Origin of the sequence: Pseudomonas sp. RIT-PI-r, assembly GCF_001297015.1 — a bacterium.
Classification (GTDB): Bacteria; Pseudomonadota; Gammaproteobacteria; order Pseudomonadales; family Pseudomonadaceae; genus Aquipseudomonas.
Genome location: NZ_LIGE01000025.1, coordinates 217,134 through 234,891, shown reverse-complemented (window position 1 = coordinate 234,891; position 17,758 = coordinate 217,134). Strand labels below are relative to the sequence as shown.

The 17,758-nt window shown below is 59.8% G+C and carries 15 protein-coding genes; 7 read left to right on the top strand and 8 right to left on the bottom strand.

Going from position 1 to position 17,758, the window contains the following annotated elements; genetic code table 11:
• Nucleotides 1-11 precede the first annotated feature (11 nt).
• From AK821_RS12985 to AK821_RS12975, 3 genes are all read left to right on the top strand, one after another.
• Complete coding sequence (locus AK821_RS12985) at nucleotides 12-1,145, top strand: aminotransferase class V-fold PLP-dependent enzyme (protein WP_064390012.1); 1,134 nt, start codon at nucleotides 12-14, stop codon at nucleotides 1,143-1,145.
• A gap of 187 nt (nucleotides 1,146-1,332) precedes the next feature.
• Complete coding sequence (locus tag AK821_RS12980; protein WP_064390011.1) at nucleotides 1,333-2,454, top strand: SMP-30/gluconolactonase/LRE family protein; 1,122 nt, start codon at nucleotides 1,333-1,335, stop codon at nucleotides 2,452-2,454.
• A gap of 255 nt (nucleotides 2,455-2,709) precedes the next feature.
• Entirely contained in the window at nucleotides 2,710-2,961 is a 252-nt protein-coding gene (locus AK821_RS12975) for a DUF2790 domain-containing protein (RefSeq protein ID WP_064390010.1), read from the top strand.
• A 76-nt stretch (nucleotides 2,962-3,037) separates the two neighbouring features.
• On the opposite strand, the gene AK821_RS12970 is transcribed toward AK821_RS12975, so the two are convergent.
• A complete protein-coding gene (locus AK821_RS12970) occupies nucleotides 3,038-3,964 on the bottom strand; it encodes a LysR family transcriptional regulator (protein WP_064390009.1) in 927 nt (308 codons plus the stop codon).
• 221 nt (nucleotides 3,965-4,185) lie between these two features.
• Between AK821_RS12970 and AK821_RS12965 the strand changes: the two genes are divergently transcribed.
• From AK821_RS12965 to AK821_RS12955, 3 genes are read left to right on the top strand one after another with little or no spacing between them, the layout of a single operon-like run.
• Nucleotides 4,186-5,622 carry an NAD-dependent succinate-semialdehyde dehydrogenase gene (locus tag AK821_RS12965; RefSeq protein WP_064390008.1) on the top strand — a complete coding sequence of 479 codons (1,437 nt, stop codon included), beginning with the start codon at nucleotides 4,186-4,188 and terminating at the stop codon, nucleotides 5,620-5,622.
• A gap of 11 nt (nucleotides 5,623-5,633) precedes the next feature.
• Nucleotides 5,634-5,966, top strand: coding sequence for a carboxymuconolactone decarboxylase family protein (locus AK821_RS12960; protein WP_034154073.1), 333 nt, complete (start codon nucleotides 5,634-5,636; stop codon nucleotides 5,964-5,966).
• Nucleotides 5,967-6,968, top strand: coding sequence for an NAD(P)H-quinone oxidoreductase (locus AK821_RS12955; RefSeq protein WP_064390007.1), 1,002 nt, complete (start codon nucleotides 5,967-5,969; stop codon nucleotides 6,966-6,968).
• Between the two features lie 75 nt (nucleotides 6,969-7,043).
• Here the strand turns inward: AK821_RS12955 and AK821_RS12950 are convergent, their stop codons facing one another.
• Both AK821_RS12950 and AK821_RS12945 read right to left on the bottom strand, forming a co-directional pair.
• Nucleotides 7,044-7,553, bottom strand: coding sequence for a nucleoside deaminase (locus AK821_RS12950; protein ID WP_064390006.1), 510 nt, complete (start codon nucleotides 7,551-7,553; stop codon nucleotides 7,044-7,046).
• Between the two features lie 30 nt (nucleotides 7,554-7,583).
• On the bottom strand, nucleotides 7,584-8,915 hold the full coding sequence (locus AK821_RS12945) for a nucleobase:cation symporter-2 family protein (RefSeq protein WP_034154086.1): 1,332 nt from the start codon (nucleotides 8,913-8,915) through the stop codon (nucleotides 7,584-7,586).
• Nucleotides 8,916-9,128: 213 nt separating this feature from the next.
• Here AK821_RS12945 and AK821_RS12940 point away from each other — a divergent pair, with 213 nt between their 5' ends.
• Nucleotides 9,129-10,043 carry a LysR family transcriptional regulator gene (locus tag AK821_RS12940; protein WP_064390005.1) on the top strand — a complete coding sequence of 305 codons (915 nt, stop codon included), beginning with the start codon at nucleotides 9,129-9,131 and terminating at the stop codon, nucleotides 10,041-10,043.
• Between the two features lie 52 nt (nucleotides 10,044-10,095).
• On the opposite strand, the gene AK821_RS12935 is transcribed toward AK821_RS12940, so the two are convergent.
• The 5 genes from AK821_RS12935 to AK821_RS12915 form a co-directional block, all read right to left on the bottom strand.
• Entirely contained in the window at nucleotides 10,096-13,185 is a 3,090-nt protein-coding gene (locus tag AK821_RS12935; protein ID WP_064390004.1) for an efflux RND transporter permease subunit, read from the bottom strand.
• The gene (locus AK821_RS12930) at nucleotides 13,182-14,291 is read right to left on the bottom strand and encodes an efflux RND transporter periplasmic adaptor subunit (protein WP_064390003.1); all 1,110 of its coding nucleotides are present in this window, start codon (nucleotides 14,289-14,291) and stop codon (nucleotides 13,182-13,184) included. The genes AK821_RS12935 and AK821_RS12930 overlap by 4 nt, the downstream gene beginning before the upstream one ends.
• A gap of 136 nt (nucleotides 14,292-14,427) precedes the next feature.
• A complete protein-coding gene (locus tag AK821_RS12925; protein WP_064390002.1) occupies nucleotides 14,428-15,699 on the bottom strand; it encodes an OmpP1/FadL family transporter in 1,272 nt (423 codons plus the stop codon).
• A 198-nt stretch (nucleotides 15,700-15,897) separates the two neighbouring features.
• Nucleotides 15,898-16,524: a TetR/AcrR family transcriptional regulator gene (locus AK821_RS12920; RefSeq protein WP_064390001.1), complete on the bottom strand. Its 627-nt coding sequence runs from the start codon at nucleotides 16,522-16,524 to the stop codon at nucleotides 15,898-15,900.
• 58 nt (nucleotides 16,525-16,582) lie between these two features.
• Nucleotides 16,583-17,749, bottom strand: coding sequence for an MFS transporter (locus tag AK821_RS12915; protein WP_064390000.1), 1,167 nt, complete (start codon nucleotides 17,747-17,749; stop codon nucleotides 16,583-16,585).
• Nucleotides 17,750-17,758: the final 9 nt, after the last annotated feature.

Below are 17,758 nucleotides of genomic sequence, written 5' to 3'. Positions count from 1 at the left end.
AAGGAGTCACCATGTCAAAGCTCTATCCGAGCATCGATCCCGAAGGATTGGTCGAGTACTCCGTGGTCTACACCGACCGCTCGCTGAACCACATGTCGCAGTCCTTTCAAGGCGTGATGAAGAATATTTCCACGACTCTGAAACAGGTCTACCACGCCGAAGCGGTGGCGGTGGTTCCGGGCAGTGGCACCTTCGGCATGGAAGCGGTGGCGCGACAGTTCGCCACTGGCCAACAGTGTCTGGTGATACGCAACGGCTGGTTCAGTTATCGCTGGAGCCAGATTCTGGATATGGGCAACATCCCGGCGGACACTAAAGTTCTCAAAGCCCGGCCGGTCGAGCCGGGGCGCCAGGCAGCCTACGCCCCGCCGCCGCTGGACGAAGTGCTGGCAGCCATTGCCGCGCAGAAGCCGAAAGTGGTCTTCGCGCCCCACGTTGAAACTTCATCCGGGATTATTCTGCCCGACGACTACCTGCGGGCCGTTGGCGACGCCGTGCATGCGGTGGGTGGTCTGTTTGTGCTGGACTGCATCGCCTCCGGCACAATTTGGGTGGATATGCACAAATGCGCCGTCGACCTGCTGATCAGCGCACCACAGAAAGGCTGGAGCGCCTCCCCTTGCTGCGCGCTGGTGATGTTCAGTGCTATGGCACTTGAGCGTATCGAACAGACGCAAAGCAGCAGCTTCGCCTGCGACCTGAAAAAGTGGCTGCAGATCATGCAGGCCTACGAACAGGGCGGACATGCCTATCACGCGACCATGCCCAGCGATTCCCTCGCGCGCTTTAACGAGGTGATGAAAGAGACGCAAGCCTACGGTTTCGACAACGTTCGCGATGAACAACAGGCGCTGGGTGATCGGGTGCGCGCCCTGTTGACCGGCAAAGGCATCAAAAGCGTGGCTGCTGCGGGCTTTCAGGCGCCTGGCGTGGTGGTGAGCTACACCGATGATGCCGACATCAAGAACGGCAAGAAATTTGCCCATCACGGCCTGCAGATCGCGGCCGGCGTGCCGTTGCAGTGCGATGAACCGGCCGACTTCCAGACCTTCCGCCTCGGTCTGTTCGGACTGGAGAAGCTGCAGAATATCGAGCGTACGGTCAGCCTGCTGGAGCAGGCTCTGGATGAGGTGATAGTTGACTAAAAGCTGTCCTTGCCCGCAGGACACGAAGTTATCGCATGCCAATTCTACGGTGGAGGTCATGATGCTCACTGGCTTTCCACCGCTACCGACGCCCATTGGCGTCGCGCAACGAACAACTTGTACGATGTCCTATCACAAGGTATTACTACGTCTCCCCGAAAAAAAATAAAACCACGGAGATCGCTACATGGCCTCATCCCTGTCCGCCACGCCTGCAAGCCTCGACCGAGCGCCAGGCAATACCCGCCGCAGCTTCCTGAAAAAGTCCCTCGCTGTTTCCGCCACGCTCGCCACCGTCGGCAGCACCGCACTGACGCGGATCGCCGAGGCCGCCGAACCCTTGAGTCAGCGCTACCCTGACCCGCTGATTCATATCCTCGACGACAGCTTCCTCGAACTACGTATTTTCAACGCCAGTGTTGAAAAACTTGCCACCGGTATGCGCTGGGCCGAAGGACCGGTCTGGGTCGGTGATGGCCGCTATTTGTTGGTCAGCGACATCCCCAACAATCGCATCATGCGCTGGGACGAAATCACCGATACCTTTAGCGTGTATCGCGAACACTCCAATTTCTCCAACGGCATGTGCCGGGATCGCCAGGGACGTCTGATCGTCTGCGAAGGCTCCACCACCACCAGCGAAGGCCGGCGCATCACGCGCACCGAAGCCAATGGCACGATCACCGTTTTGGCCGACAGCTTCGACGGCAAGCCCTTCAACTCGCCCAACGACATCGTCTGCAAAAGTGACGGATCGATCTGGTTTACCGACCCGCCGTTCCAGACCGGCAACAACTATGAAGGCCACAAGATCACCCCGAGCCAACCCCACGCCGTGTACCGCATCGACGGCGAGAGCAAACAAGTCACGCGGGTCATCGACGACCTCAACGGCCCCAACGGCCTGTGCTTTTCTCCCGATGAAAAAACCCTCTACGTCGTCGAAGGTCGCGCCAAGCCCAATCGCTTGATCTGGGCGATTGCCGTGAAGGACGACGGCACACTGGGCGAACGCCGCAAGCACATCGAAGGGCTGGAATACGCCGCAATCGACGGCATCAAGTGCGACGAAGCGGGCAACCTGTGGTGCGGCTGGGGCGGCAATGGCGACCCCAAGGCCGACCTGGAAAAACTCGACGGCGTGCGCGTTTTCAATGCGCAGGGCAAGGCCATCGGGCATATTTCGCTGCCTGAGCGTTGCCCGAATTTGTGCTTTGGGGGACGCGAAGGGAATCGGTTGTTCATGGCCAGCAGTCACTCGATCTATTCGCTGTTTGTGAATACCCGTGGGACTACGTTTGCGTTGTAAAAGCGAGGTTCGTCTCGCGATAGTTTCGTGAGTGTCGAAACGATAGTCTGCCGCGCATCCGAGGATGCGCGGTATTCAATCGCTGTTACTGTCTCCGCCTTGCCGGACCCGGTGAAACGCCCTAGCGTCAGACACCCCAAGATTGTGTTCGGAATTGATAAAAGTCTTTCCCGGATTCACGCCTGTTTGCGCAAAACCCTCAAGCCTAAAGTTCGTCCTGCCAGCAACATCACACTTACTTTAGGAAATCACATCATGAAAACGGCAATGATCATCGTCGCACTTTTGGGCTTCAGTTCAGTGGTAGCGGCACAGGACGGTTCTGCAAAGACTCAACAGGTCGAGCAATATCGCTACGGCACCCACCTGGATGTCGCCAAGGTCATCTCTGAAGACCCGGTGCCGGATGTTTGCGCAGTGGTACCGACGCACATGACCTACCAGGATTCGCAAGGCAAACGCCACGTACTGGCCTATAACGTCATGGGCCGTTGCAGCCAGGGCTAAGTCAGCTGTTCGCCGATCATTGCGCCTCGGAGAGTGGTCTCATCGAGGCGCAAATACCTTTTTGCCCCACAGCGGTTCAATCGATCAGTGCTTGGGCCGTGGCTGCCAGCTGACTGCCAACCCGATCTTTCAGCGTTTCAATAAACCGGGTGATTTTTGCATCGACAAACTGCCGAGAGGTATAGACGGCGTACACGTTACGCTCATAGGTATGGTAGTCAGGCAAAACCCGCACTAGCTTGCCGGAACGCAAATCGTCGATGGCCGTAAACCCGGCCAGCAAGCCAATCCCGGCACCCTCTCGAATGGCCAGCGCCATTGCATCCATATCGTTGACGCTGAAACTTGGCCCTGTCGGGACAAATGTCGCGTCCCCCGCCTTGCTCTTCAGCTGCCACTCATCCCGCACATAGTCGACGGTACCCAACAGCAGACACTGATGATCACGCAGGTCTTCAGGCGTCTCCGGGGCCGCATGCCGCGCCAGGTAGTCTGGCGACGCCACCAGCACACAATGGCTGACGCCGATTTTCTGGCTGACATACGCCGAATCGGGTAGCGCTCGGGCGATCAGAATCGAGACGTCCAGTTGGTCTTCCAACAGGTTTGGCATGCGTTGCGAGAGCAATAAATCCACGGTCACCTCCGGGAATTGCTCGCGGTACTCCAGCACCGCCCCCGTAACCAGATGCCGAGCCAGCCCGGGTACGCAATGCACCCGCAGTGTTCCCCGAGGCTCCAGCGCGGCATTGCTGGCTTCGGCTTCGGCACTCTCCAGATCAGCCAGAATCTTCGTGCAGCGCTCATAGAAGCGTCGGCCCGCATCGGTGACCGACAGGCGTCGGGTCGAGCGTTGCAACAGGCGCGCATCGAGCACGTTTTCCAGCGCAGAGACAGCACGCGAGACGTTACCGACGGTGGAATCCAGATGATTGGCCACGGCCGTGAAACTGCCCATCTCGACAACCTTTATGTACACCGACATGTTCGAAAGCTTATCCATCGCGACCTTCCTGTAGATCTGACGCTTACCCGTGATAGCGCGCACTTTTTCTGGATGCTACACGTTCGGCCCGCGGCTCGATATTACCTCTGGCGACAACAATGATTCCCTTTGGCCCGTCTAAATCAATGACCCCTCGTTCCATAGACTTGGTTGCACAGGCTGCCTGAACCGGCGCCGAGTTTCTTACGAATCTCTGACAACCAACTGAAGGGCGCATCATGAAGACTTCCTACGACCCGCTTTATCTTTTCATCGGTGGTGAATGGATCAGTGCCGAAGGGCGCAATACCGCTGCTGTCGTCAACCCTGCGACCGGCCGGGAAATCGGCCGCGTCCCGCTCGCCACCGCAGGCGATCTTGATCACGCCTTGGAAGTGACTCGCCTGAGCTTCGAGCAGTGGCGCCAGACCGTGCCTGACCAACGCGCCAAGATCCTCAAGCGTGCCGCCGACCTGATCCTCGAACGTGCACCGCAGATTGCCGCGCAGATGACCCTGGAGGAAGGCAAGCCGCTGAATGAAAGCCTGGATGAAGTGACCCGTGCGGCGGAGTATTTCGAATGGTTCGCCGAAAGCGCCCGGCGTATCGATGGCCGTGTGGTCCCGGCTAACCGGCCAGGCGTGCTGCAACTGGTCAAACGCCTGGCCATCGGCCCGGTGGCCGCATTCACACCGTGGAATTTCCCGGCCATCACCCCGGCACGCAAGCTCTCGGCAGCACTGGCCGCCGGTTGCAGCGTCATTCTCAAACCGGGTGAGGAAAGCCCCTCCACAGCGTTGGCCCTGGCGCGTGCACTCGACGATGCAGGATTGCCCAAGGGTGTGTTGCAAGTGGTCTTCGGCGTACCGGATCAAGTGTCCAGCCATCTGATCGCTTCGCCGATCATTCGCAAAGTGACCTTCACCGGTTCGGTGCCTATTGGTCGCCTGCTGTCTGCACGCGCTGCCGAAGGCGTGAAGCCCATTACCCTTGAACTCGGTGGACACGGACCGGTGCTGGTGTTCGAAGATGCCGACATTGAAAAAGCCGCCGTTGAGGGCGTCGCCAACCGCTTTCGCGGCACCGGGCAGGTGTGCATTTCATCCACTCGGTTTCTGATCCAGCGTGGCGCCTATCAAGCTTTTATCGATCACTTTGTCGCGGCGACCCAAGCCCTGAGAATCGGTGACGGCCTGCATCCGGATACTCAGGTCGGACCTTTGGCCAACCCAAGGCAATTGGCAAAAATGGAAGAACTGGTCGCCGATGCCGTCGAGAAAGGTGCACGGGTATTGGTCGGTGGCGAAGCCTTGTCAGGCGAGGGCTACTTCTTCCAGCCCACCGTTCTGGCAGATGTGCCGATGAACGCCCGCGTCATGCACGAAGAACCCTTCGGCCCCATCGCCGTACTGATGCCGTTCGATGAGCTGGCCGATGGGCTGCAAGAAGCCAACCGCTTGCCCTACGGACTTTCGGCCTACGCGTTCACCTCCAGCGCGCGCACGGCCATTGACGTCGCCGACGGATTGGAGGCCGGGATGATCGGGATCAACCAATATCGCATCGTCGCGACCGAGCTCCCGTTCGGCGGCATGAAAGAAAGCGGTCACGGCTCCGAAGGTGGCATTGAAGGCATCGAGCACTATCTCACCCACAAATTCATCAGCCAGGTTTAAGGAACTCGCCCATGTCCAAGCTCAATTTCAGCAGTCCTCGCGAAGCCGCGCGCGCGTTCACGCCAAAGCTGTCGCAATTCGTCGACTCGACGCTTTATCCGCAGATCTGGAGTGACCCGGCGCTGTCCCCACGCGACCGTAGCCTGATCACCGTGGCGGCATTGATTGCCGCTGGTCACTCGGAAGAGTTGCCTGCTCACTTACGCCGCGCGGCTGGCAACGGTGTAACCCAAGACGAACTGGCGGCAGCGATCACGCACCTGGCTTTCTATGTGGGCTTCCCTGGCGCCATCACTGCGTCTGCTATCGCCAACGCCACGTTCAGCGAAACGGAGAACAACTGAATGAAAGCCATCAACATCAGAGAATTTGGTGCGCCAGACGTCCTCGAACTCGTCGAGGTCGCCGATCCTGAAGTCCGTCCTGACGACCTGCTGGTACGTGTCTATGCCGCCGGGGTGAACCGTGCGGATCTGACTCACCGGACCGGCGGGTACGGCCATCCGAATTTCGGTGACTCGCTGATCATCGGTCTGGAAATCGCCGGCGAAGTGATCGGCAAAGGTAGCGCGGTGACCGGGTTCGAGGTCGGAGATCGAGTCATGGGCGTGGTCGGCGGCGGTGCCTACGCAGAGCTGGCCCGCATCGACTACCGCATGGCCATGCACATCCCCGCGCAGCTTGACTATGTACACGCGGCAGCCATACCCGAGGTCTTCGTCACAGCCCATGAAGCGATGATGCATCTGGCTCGGCTCAAGGCTGGCGATTCGGTGCTGATTCACGCGGCCGCCGGCGGCGTCGGGTCTGCTGCGGTGCAGTTGGCTTACGCCACCGGCGCCACGGTGTATGCGACAACCGAAGGTAGCAAGCTGGCGCGTGTCGAGCATTTGGGCGCTGACGTGGCGATCGATTACAAGACGCAGGACTTCGCTGAAGTGATCGCCGACAAAACCCAGGGGCGCGGCGTCGATGTAATCATCGACTTTATCGGTGAGCCCTACTTCGCCCGCAACATCGCGTCCCTTGCACGCGGCGGCCGCTTGGTTCAGGTGGGAATTCTCGGCGGTGGCGGCAACGTCACCGTGGCACTGGAGGACATTCTTTACCGCCACTTGCAAATCATCGGCACGGTGATGAAGTCGCGCACGCAACCGGAGAAGCACGCCATGATCAAACGCTTTCGCGAGCACTGGCTGGATCGCTTCGAGGGTGCCGGCAGTCTTGAGCCGGTTGTCGATAGCACGTTTGCGCTAGCGCGGGCTGCCGATGCGCATCGCCGGATGGAGTCTTCCGAAAACGTCGGGAAAATCATTTTGACGATGCAGCCTGATGACCTGGTTTAGTGCTGCTCATCTCTAGATAAAACTGAAAGGTGCCTGTGACGGGCACCTTTTTTCCGTTGAGAAAGTGATGCTTCTTTAAGACCAGAAGCCTTTATGCGGCTCAGCCGCCTCCCCCTCCAGCATCGGCCCCAACACACTGACCTTGCGCTGCCCCTTGGCGAACACCTCGCGGCACGGCAGCGAGAACGTCGGGTTCTCCGGGTGGTCGCCCGTCAACCCCAGCAGCGCATGCTCCGACAAGGCATAAACCACCCGCCCGATCCCGGTCCAATAAACTGCGCCGGCGCACATGCAGCAAGGTTCGGCGCTGGTGTACAGCGTGCACAGTTCCAGATCCTGCGGCGACAGCAGTTTTGCCGCAGCGGCGGCCGCCACCAACTCGGCGTGCTGCGTCGGATCACCTTGCGGCGGCATCGAGTTGTTCCCCGCTTCGACAATCACCTTGCCGTTGCGATCGGCCACCAATGCCGCGAACGGATGGCGACCGCGTTGCTTCGATGCCTCGGACAAGGCGATGGTCTGGCGCAGCAACGTCAGATCAAGCTCGCTGACGCCGGCCGGGATGAGCTGAGTGAATTGATTCATGGGTAACTCCTGGGCAGTGGAAAACAAAAGTCAGTCGGCCAGTTCAGCGCCGATGGTTTCGGTCGATTTTTTATCGTTGTTGAGCAGGATGTTGAGGACGATGGCGGTGATCGCTCCGAGGAATATCCCGCTGTCGAGCACCAGTTTCAGGGTCGGCCCGACGTGTTCGAACAGCGCCGGAAAGGACATCGGCAGGACGCCGACGCTCACCGATACGGCGACGATAATGCCGTTGCGCGTGCCCTCGAATTGCACCCGCGACAGTTCCTGAATCCCCGCCACCGTGGTCATGCCGAACATCACGATCGCGCAGCCACCGAGCACCGGCGTCGGCACTGCGGCGATCAACGCGCCAAGTTTCGGGAACAGGCCCATCAGCACCATAATTGCCCCGGCAGCGGCCACAACGAAGCGGCTTTTGACGTTGGAAAGCGCAATCAAACCAGTGTTCTGGGTGAAGGCGTTGTAAGGAAAACTGTTGAACAAGCCACCGAGCATGGTCGACAACCCATCGGCGCGAAACGCGTTGCCGAGGGTCTGTTGCGTGGTCGGTTTGCCGGTCAATTTGCCGATCGCCAGGCAGTTGCCGGTGGTCTCAGCCATGATCACCAGCATCGCCAGGGTCATGATAAGAATCGGCACCGGCGCGAATTCCGGGGCGCCGAAGGCCATCGGCGCACTCAGTTCAAACCACGCCGCTTCGCTGACCCGGTTGAAGTGAGTCATGCCACAAGCCGCTGCGATCAGGCTGCCGACGAACAGGCCAATGAGCACGCTGAGGTTGCCGAGGAAGCCCTTGCATTTGGCATAGATCACCAGCGTCACGCTGACCGTGGCCAGCCCCAGCAACAAGTTCGCCGGATTGCCGAAATCCGCCGAGTCGGGATTGCCGCCGCCCAGCCAGATCGCCGCCGCCGGCATCAGCGAGATGCCGATAATGGTGATCAGACTGCCAATCACCACCGGCGGAAAAAAGCGCAGCAAGCGGCTGAACACCGGCGCCAGGGCAATGGTGATAAAGCCCGCCGCGATCACCGCACCGAAAATCTGACTGAGGCCGAATTCCTTGCCGATCATGATCATCGGCGCCAGGGCAATGAACGAGCAGCCCTGAATCAGCGGCAGCCGCGCGCCGAATTTCCAGAAGCCGAGGGTCTGAATCAACGTCGCCACACCCGAGGTCAACAGGTTGGCATTGATCAGCAATACCACCTGCGCCGAGGTAAGCCCCATCGCACTGCCGAGAATCAGCGGCACCGCCACTGCTCCCGCGTACATCACCAGCACATGCTGCAAGCCAAACGTGAACAACTGTCGCAGTGGCAAAACTTCGTCCACCGGATGAATGCGTTGTGTGGTCATTTCACACGCTCCTGAAGGTGCGGCATCTGTTGAGATCGCGGGCGCTCAGGGGCGTTTGAAGGGTAGATCCGCCCCGGAGATCGTTTGACGCGAGGGCATATTTGAACGTTTATTGCGATGAAACAAATTAGCAACCATCGCTTTTTTCGATGGCACGAATCTGGCATTCGTTACCTGCTTTCAACCCCCATCTTCGACCCGGGAGTCCACCGCTTGCGCTTCTCACTCGATCAACTGTTGATGTTCGTCCAAGTGGTCAAAAGCGGATCGTTCTCCGCCGCCGGGCGCAAACTGGGCAAGACCCAATCGACCATCAGCGCGGCGATTGCCAACCTCGAAACCGACCTTGGCGTCGACCTGTTCGATCGCAGCAACCGTAGCCCTGCCCTGACCGCCAGCGGCCACAAATTGCTGGTGCAGGCCGAAGCCGTGCTCGAACGCTGCATGACCTTCGAAGCCCACGCCGATTGCCTTTCGGACAACGTCGAAACCAGCCTGACATTGGCGATTGAAACGCCATACGGCCCGATCATGCCGGTGCTCAAAGCCTTCGAAGCCGCGTTCCCCTTCGTCGACCTGATCATCCGCCATCCGGTGTACGGCGACGTCAGCGAACTGGTCAGCAGCGGCGAAGCGGTACTCGGCGTGGCGTTCTCGCAGCCCGGCTACCCCAAGGAACTGGCGTTCCAGCAACTGGGCAAACTGATCATGCTGCACGTCTGCCACCCCGAGCATCCATTGGCCCAACTCGATAACGTCAGCTTCGACGACCTGCACGTCCACCGGCGCCTGGCCTTCAGCGCCCACGCGAGCAAACTGCCGAGCAGCGAATACCTGCGCTCGACCCAGTTGTGGCAGGCGGAAAGCTATCTGGCGTTATTGGAAATGGTCCGCGCCGGGCTCGGTTGGGCCACCCTGCCCCGCCAGCTTGTTCAGCGTGAACTGGCCAAAGGGGAACTGGTGGAACTGCAGCTCTCGGCGTATCCGCATACCGACTGGCAGATTGGTGTGGATTTGCTCTGGGCGCGGCAACGGCCGCTGGGTAAAGCGGAGCGGTGGCTGAAGGATAAATTGCAGGGGAATAAGGTGTATGAGCTGGATCGCAACGGGCAGATCACCACGCTTTGACGTGGGAACGAAGAGGCCCGCGAAAGCGGGCCTCTATCAAGGGCTTTTTTAGCTACGCCAATCTGACTGTTTCAGTCTGAGCCTTGTTAGCAGGGCGAATCTTGAACCAGATGGAGTACATCGCAGGCAGGAACACCAGCGTCATGATGGTACCGACGAACGTGCCGCCGATCAGGGTGTAGGCCAGCGTGCCCCAGAACACCGAGTGTGTCAGGGGAATAAACGCCAGGATCGCCGCCATTGCCGTCAGCAGGACCGGTCGCGCACGTTGCACCGTGGCTTCGACCACGGCGTGGAACGGGTCCAGCCCTTCCAGCGTGTTGTGATGGATCTGCCCGATCAGAATCAGCGTATTGCGCATCAGGATCCCCGACAACGCAATCAACCCGACCAGCGCATTGATGCCAAACGGCTGATTGAAGATCAGCAGCGTCGGCACCACGCCAATCAAGCCTAATGGAGAGGTGAGGAAGACCATGATCATCGCCGCGATCGAACGCACCTGCACAATGATGATCAGCAACGTCAAGGCGATCATGATCGGCAGCAACGGCAGGATCGCCTTGCCCGCCTTGCCGGACTCCTCGATGGCACCCGCCTGCTCGATGCGGTAACCGGACGGCAGCGTGTCGATGATCGGCTGCAACTGCTTGATGATCGCACTCGATACATCCGGTGGCTGCAAGCCTTCGGCAATGTCGCCACGCACGGTGATGGTCGGCGTGCGATCACGGCGCCGCAGAATCGGATCTTCCATGCGCACATCGACCTCGCCGATTTGCGACAACGGGATGCGTTGTCCCGACGCGCCGACCAAAGTGAAACCCTTGATCTGCGCCGGATCGAGCCTGATATTGCCCGCAGCACGCCCGACGACCTGCACAGAACGAATATCCTCGCGCACCGCGGTGATCGGCACTCCGCTCAGCAGAAACTGCAATTGCTGGGCGACCGCATTCGAGGTCAACCCCACGGCTTGCAGACGGTCCTGATCGAGACTGAAATGCAATGTCGGGGTCAGCGGTCCCCAATCGGTGTTCACGGTTCTCATCATCGGGCTGTCTTGCAGCACGCCCCGGACTTGCTCGGCGATGTCGCGCAACTTCGCCGGATCAGGCCCCATCACCCGGTAGGCAACCGGGAACGGCGAATAAGGACCGAAAACAATTTGTGTTGCCCTGACACGGGCCTCCGGCGCGAGCCCTTCTGCAACCGCTTCGCGCAGCCGGAACTTGAGGGCTTCGCGTGCTTCCTGACTGTCTGTAAGCACCACAATTTTCGCAAACGAGGGGTCGGGTAATTCCGGCGCCATCGCCAAAAAGAAACGCGGCGCACCCTGGCCGATATAGGCCGTGACGATTTTCGCCTCATCCTGTTTGTGCAACCAGGCCTCGACCTTGGCGGCGGCGGCGCTGGTCTGCTCGATCGAAGTCCCATAGGGCATTTGCACCTCGATCATCACCTCGGGGCGGTCGGAGGTTGGGAAGAACTGTTTCTTCACCAGGCCCATGCCTGGCACGGCGACGAAAAACAGCGTGACCACCGTACCTGCCACTAGCCATTTTCGCGCGATCACGGCAGTCAGCAGCCGGCGGAAGCGGTTGTAATTCGGCGTGTTGTAGATCGCCGCGTGGCCACCTTCGACCTTCTTGATGTCCGGCAACAACTTCACGCCCAGATACGGGGTGAACGCCACCGCGACAACCCAGGAAGCGATCAGCGCGATGCCGACGATCCAGAACATGTTGCTGGTGTACTCGCCGGCAGTGGACTGGGCAAAACCGTTCGGCAAGAACCCGATTGCGGTCACCAGCGTACCGGACAGCATCGGCGCCGCCGTATGGCTCCAGGCATACGCGGACGCTTTGATGCGGTCGTAGCCCTCCTCCATTTTCACCACCATCATTTCAATGGCGATGATCGCGTCATCGACCAACAGCCCGAGCGCGAGGATCAATGAGCCGAGGGTGATGCGATCGAAATTCTTGCCGGTGGCGGCCATCACCACGAACACGATCGCCAGGGTCAACGGCACAGCTGCGGCGACCACCACGCCTACTCGCCAGCCCATACTCAGAAAGCACACGAGCATGACCACCAGCAGCGCGACAAAAAACTTGACCATGAACTCGCCGACCGCCGAGTCGATATTGACTGCCTGGTCGGTGACTTTGGCGAGGGTCATGCCCAATGGTATTTCTGCATTGATCCGCGCGGTTTCCGCATCCAGCGCCTTGCCCAGATCCAGACCGTTCCAGCCCTCGCGCATCACCACACCCAGCAGCAGCGCGTCTTCGCCGTTATTACGCACAAAAAAGGTGGCAGGATCTTCGTAACCGCGTTCAACCGTGGCCACATCAGAGAGCTTGAGCGTGCGCCCCTGCACGGAGACCGGCGTATCGCGAATTTTCTGCACATTGTCGAAAGCACCGTCCAGACGCAGAAACACCTGAGGCCCATGGGTTTCGATGGAGCCGGCGGGCGTCAGCACGTTCTGACCGTTCAGCGCGGCGAAGATGTCCTGCGGCGACAAGCCGAGGGTCGCCAAGCGGTCATGGGAAAACGAAACGTAGATGCGCTCGGCTTGCTCACCGATGATGTTGACCTTCTTCACCCCCGGCACATGCAGCAGACGCTGGCGCATGGCTTCCGCATCACGCACCAGCAAGCGCTGCGGCTCGCCTTTGGCTTTCAAGGCGAACAGCGCGAAGGTCACGTCGGAAAACTCATCGTTGACCATCGGACCGATCACACCGGACGGCAGCCTGATGGCTTCATCGTCGAGTTTCTTGCGTGCCTGATAGAACTCTTCCTGCACTTGCGCGGGTGGCGTGCTATCGAGCAACGACACCATCGTGAACGCCAGTCCCGGACGGGTATAGGTTTCCGAGCGGTCGTACCACTTGAGTTCTTGCAGGCGCTTTTCAAGGGGTTCGGCGACCTGATCCTGCATCTCTTGCGCCGTCGCGCCCGGCCACGCGGTAATCACGGTCAACTGCTTGACCGTAAACGGTGGATCTTCCGCACGTCCCAACTTAAAGAACGACAACGTCCCTGCAACAGCGATCAGAAAAATCAGGAACACCGTGATCGCCCGCTCGCGCACGGCGATGGCCGAAAGGTTGAAGCGCCCCTGGCTCATGGGCGACTCCCGGCAACGCTGGCTTCGCTCTGCTGCGGCAATCGTACTTCTTCGCCATCGCGCAGCAGATGGGCGCCCAACGCTACAACCTGCTCACCGGCAGTGAGATCGCCGGCGATGCGTGCCGAATCATCACTCAACCCCAGCACCTGAACCGCTCTCCAGGTCACTGTTGCCGGTGTTCCGGCGATCACCCATACACCGGGTCCTTTGCCCGGGTCGTAAACAGAGGCGATGGGGACTTGTAACGCCTGTGTCTGAGTGGCGCCGTCGGCAATGCTGAGGGTCACGGTCGCACCGATTGGTGCGTTGGCCAGCGGTCCCTCGAGCACATAGCGCGCTTCGAATGTGCGCGTCGTGCGGTCTGCGGAGTCCGAAAGCAGCCGCAGTTTTGCCGTCACCGCCGCTGAATTGACCCCGTAGAGGTTCGCTTGTGCGGTGGAGCCGGCTGCCGGACGCAGGGTTTCGGGCAAATGCACGATGGCTTCACGCTGACCTGCGCGCGCCAGGCGCACCCCCGGTTGTCCCGGGCTGACCACTTGTCCTGGCTCGGCGAGCGTTTCCACCACCACGCCATCCGCATCAGCGACCAGCAACGCATAACCTGAAGCATTACTCGCTACGTCCGCTTGCGCTTGCGCGGCGTTGAGCTGCGCCTTTGCCGTCTCCGCGGCGGCTCTGTACTGGTCGTAGGCTGATGCCGAAATGGCGCCAACGCCGACCAGTTTGCGATAGCGAGCCTCGTCGTCGGCTGTCTGTTTGGCGCGGGCGCGAGCCGCTATGACCTCCGCCTGCTGCGCCCGCGCTTGCAGTCCGAGGTCGATCGGGTCGAGACGCATCAGCGGCTGCCCGCGCTTGACGGCCTGCCCTGTATCCACCAAACGTTCGAGCACCTTGCCCGAAACGCGAAACCCCAGGTCGCCCTGAACACGCGCCGCGACCACTCCGGTGAAAGAGCGAGCGACATCGGCTGATGCTTGAACGGCAGCGGATCTGACCAGTGGCGCCTGTGTGCGGGGATCTGCAACGCTGGAAGATTCGCCACAGGCGCTCAGGGCGAGAGGCAACAAGCATGCGGCAATGGGGAAAGGTCGGAGCCGGCGCATAGATTCCCTTACTGAGGAATAGGATGATCATCATATTCTCAGTCTTGTGACCATTATCGTCAATAGTCACTATATGAGAAATAACTGCATCCTGACCATCAGCAATATCGGCCTGCAAATCGACTGACAGGCCCGACTAAAAACGGTAGCTCACCGAAGTCCCCAGCCCGCTCGCACTGTTCTTGTATCTGGCACTGTAGGCACCTCTCGATGCCGAGGTGTCGTTAACCTCGACGCTCTCCTCCCAAAGGTAGGAATAAGCCAGGTCGATCGTGACATTTTCCATGGGCGTCCAGCCTGCCCCGACGCTGAGCACCTTGCGGTCGCCCGTCGGAATGCGCGGCCCCCGATTGGTGTTGTTGGCCGGTGACTGATCAACCGAGAAACCGGCACGAAGCACCCATTGGTTATTCAATTGATAGGCCGCACCGATCGCGTGAGCCCAGGTGTCGTGCCAGTTCTGCTCTTCGCTGATCGTCCCCAACTGGCCACTCAGCAACGTCGGCAAGCCACTGTTCTCGATCGTCAGCTCCTTGAAGCGGCTCCAGCGCGTCCAGGTACTGCCCAGATAAAGCGTCCAGTCGTTATTGAATTGATGCGTGACCGAAAAATCCACCGACTCCGGCGTGTCCACGTCCAGCGATGCGTCATAGCTGCGGCCGCTGACGCCCAGCACGCTGAAGATGCCATCGGTGACCTTGGTTTTCGCATCCAGGTGGTAACTGACTTTGGAGTGATAGGTCAGCCCCAGGCGGGTCCGGTCTGTTGCCTGCACCAGCACGCCGGCGTTGAAGCCCAGCGCGGTGTCATCGCCGGTGCTTTTCAGCTTGCCGTCATTACGCCCCGGGCTGAGTGGATTGGGGACCATGCCCGATATCTCGCCGCTGATACGGTTAATGGTCGGGCCGAAACCGATCGAGACTTTTTCGTTAAAGGCGTAGCTGATGGTCGGCTGGAAAGTCAGCGTGGTGACTTCGCTCTTGTTGGCGTAATAGCGCCCGGCATAACCACTGCCGTAGTCGGTGATCAGCCCGAACGGTACATAAAATCCGACGCCGAATGCCCAGTGGTCATCAATCGGTTTGACGTAATACCCCATGGGCACGGTGGTCGTCGGCACCATGTCGCCATCTTCATTGCCGCCGAACGTACTGCGCGTCCGGCTGATATCCGACTTGGCGAACAGCGTCGCCGCGCCCACGCTGACCTGCTCTCGTTTAAGCCGCGCCATGCCCGCCGGGTTGCCGTAGATCGTACTGGCGTCTTCGGCTGAAGAAGAGCGCCCGGCAAAACCGGAGCCCATCCCGCTGATGCTTTGTTCGTTGAGTGCAAAGCCACCGGCAAACACATTGGAAGACGCAAGTACGAAGGCCAGGCCCACGGGGCTCTTGAGCATTGTTTTTTTCATTATTGGACTCTATGGAGATCACTGGAATAGAACATCTAGCACTACAGCGAAACCATATTATCCATGTGACCTATTCAGTCAATGGTCACTTAAGACTAAATTCAATGCCCTCCCGGCACTGATGTGCCGTTGGGCAGGAAACGTAATGAGGGGATGTCGTTTGACTCGAATCGCCTGAAAACCTTGCTCAGCGATGGGTCAAGGCATGAGGCTGCGCAGGATGAGATTGGTGGTCAGCGTGGGCGCTTGCTCGATCAAATCCAGATTGTGTTGCAACAGCAGCGGATTGACGAAAGGTCGCAGCGCCAGATTGATCGCCTCGACGGTCTCGTCCAGCGGGGTCTTGCGCTCGAACTCCCCCGCTTCTCGACCATGGCGCACGATGTCGAAGATAAAGGCCTTGATCTGCGCCTCGTACACCTGGGCACTGTTCCAGCGCTCCGAAGCGGAAAACGCGGCGATGTCGTAGAGCTTGCGATCATTGAAGAACAGGTCCACGCCCGTAGCGATCACGGTTTTCACCAACCTGCGCAAACGCTCGGTGGCTGAAATCGCCTCGGTATTAACCGCTTGTTCGACTGCCGCAGCGATTTGCCCAAGACAGTTGGCGCAAATGGCCTCGCCAATCGCCTGCTTGGAATCGAAGAATTTATAGATGTAGGCCTTGGAAAAACCGATGGCCTTGGCCAGGTCGGAAACCGTGGTTTTACCGTAGCCGTATTGGCTGAAATGCTCGTTGGCCGCGGCGACAATCTGGTTACGAATGTCGTGTTCGGCGGGGCCGCGAGTGCTCGGCGAGGAGGCAGATAGGGATGGCTGATTCATGGGGGCAGCTTACTCATCCTCTCGAATACTGACAACTCGCCGAGCATTGTTGAACGTGTTACACGACTGCAGCTTCAACCGTTCTGGAACGCCACGCAAACCCCAAAACCATCAGCAGCCCCAGGCCCGCCATTGCCGCGCCGGCCAGGGAGATCGCCGGATAACCCAAGCCGCTGCTGATCACCGCACCGCCCAGCGCCGCGCCAATCGCATTGCCGAAATTGAAGGCGCCGATGTTCACCGCCGAGGCCAGATTGGGCGCGTCCTTCGCCGCTTCCATCACACGCATCTGCAGCGGCGGCACCAGGGCGAAACTGGCAATACCCCAGATCAGAATGGCCACGGCGGCCGGCAGCGGCCAGCGCATCAGTACGGTGAACGCCAACAGGACCAGAATCAGCACGCTCAGCGAAACGATCAGGGTGCGATCGATTGAGCGGTCAGCGGCTTTGCCGCCCCACATGTTGCCCAGCGTCAACCCGACACCGTAAAGCATCAGCATGGCGGTGATGAAGGCGGTGGACGCATGGGTCTCGCTGCTGAGGATCGGCGCGATGTAGGTGAAGACGGTGAACATGGCACTCGAGCCGACCACGGTCAGGGCCAGCGCGGCCAGCACCGGGCCGCGGCCCAACACGCGAATTTCTGCCATGACACCGACGCTTTGCGGCGCCCGCACGTTGGGCAGAGCGAACCACAATGCGGCCATGGTCAGCACGCCCAGGCCGGTAATCCCCCAGAACGCGGGGCGCCAGCCGAACAGACCGCCAACCCGGGCGGCCGGCGGCGCACCGCCGATGGTCGCCAGAGTCAGGCCCATGAACATCGCCGCCACTGCCCCGGCGCGTTTTTCCGGGGCGACCAGGGTAGCGGCGACGACGGAGCCAACGCCAAAAAAAGCACCGTGGTTCAGTGAGGTCACGACCCTGGCGACCATCAGGCTGTAGTAATCGGTGGCCAACGCTGACATCAGATTACCCAGGGTGAAAATCGCCATGAGCCCGATCAGCAGATAGCGCCGGGGAATCCTGCCGGTGGTGAGGGTCATCAGCGGTGCGCCGAGCAATACGCCTAGCGCATAAGCACTGACCAGCAAACCGGCTGCGGGAATGGAAACGCCCAGATCCGCAGCGATACCCGGCAACATGCCCATGGGGGCGAATTCTGTAACGCCGATGCCGAAGGCACCGATGGCGAGTGCAACAAGTGGTGGATTGATACGCATGAAAAGCTC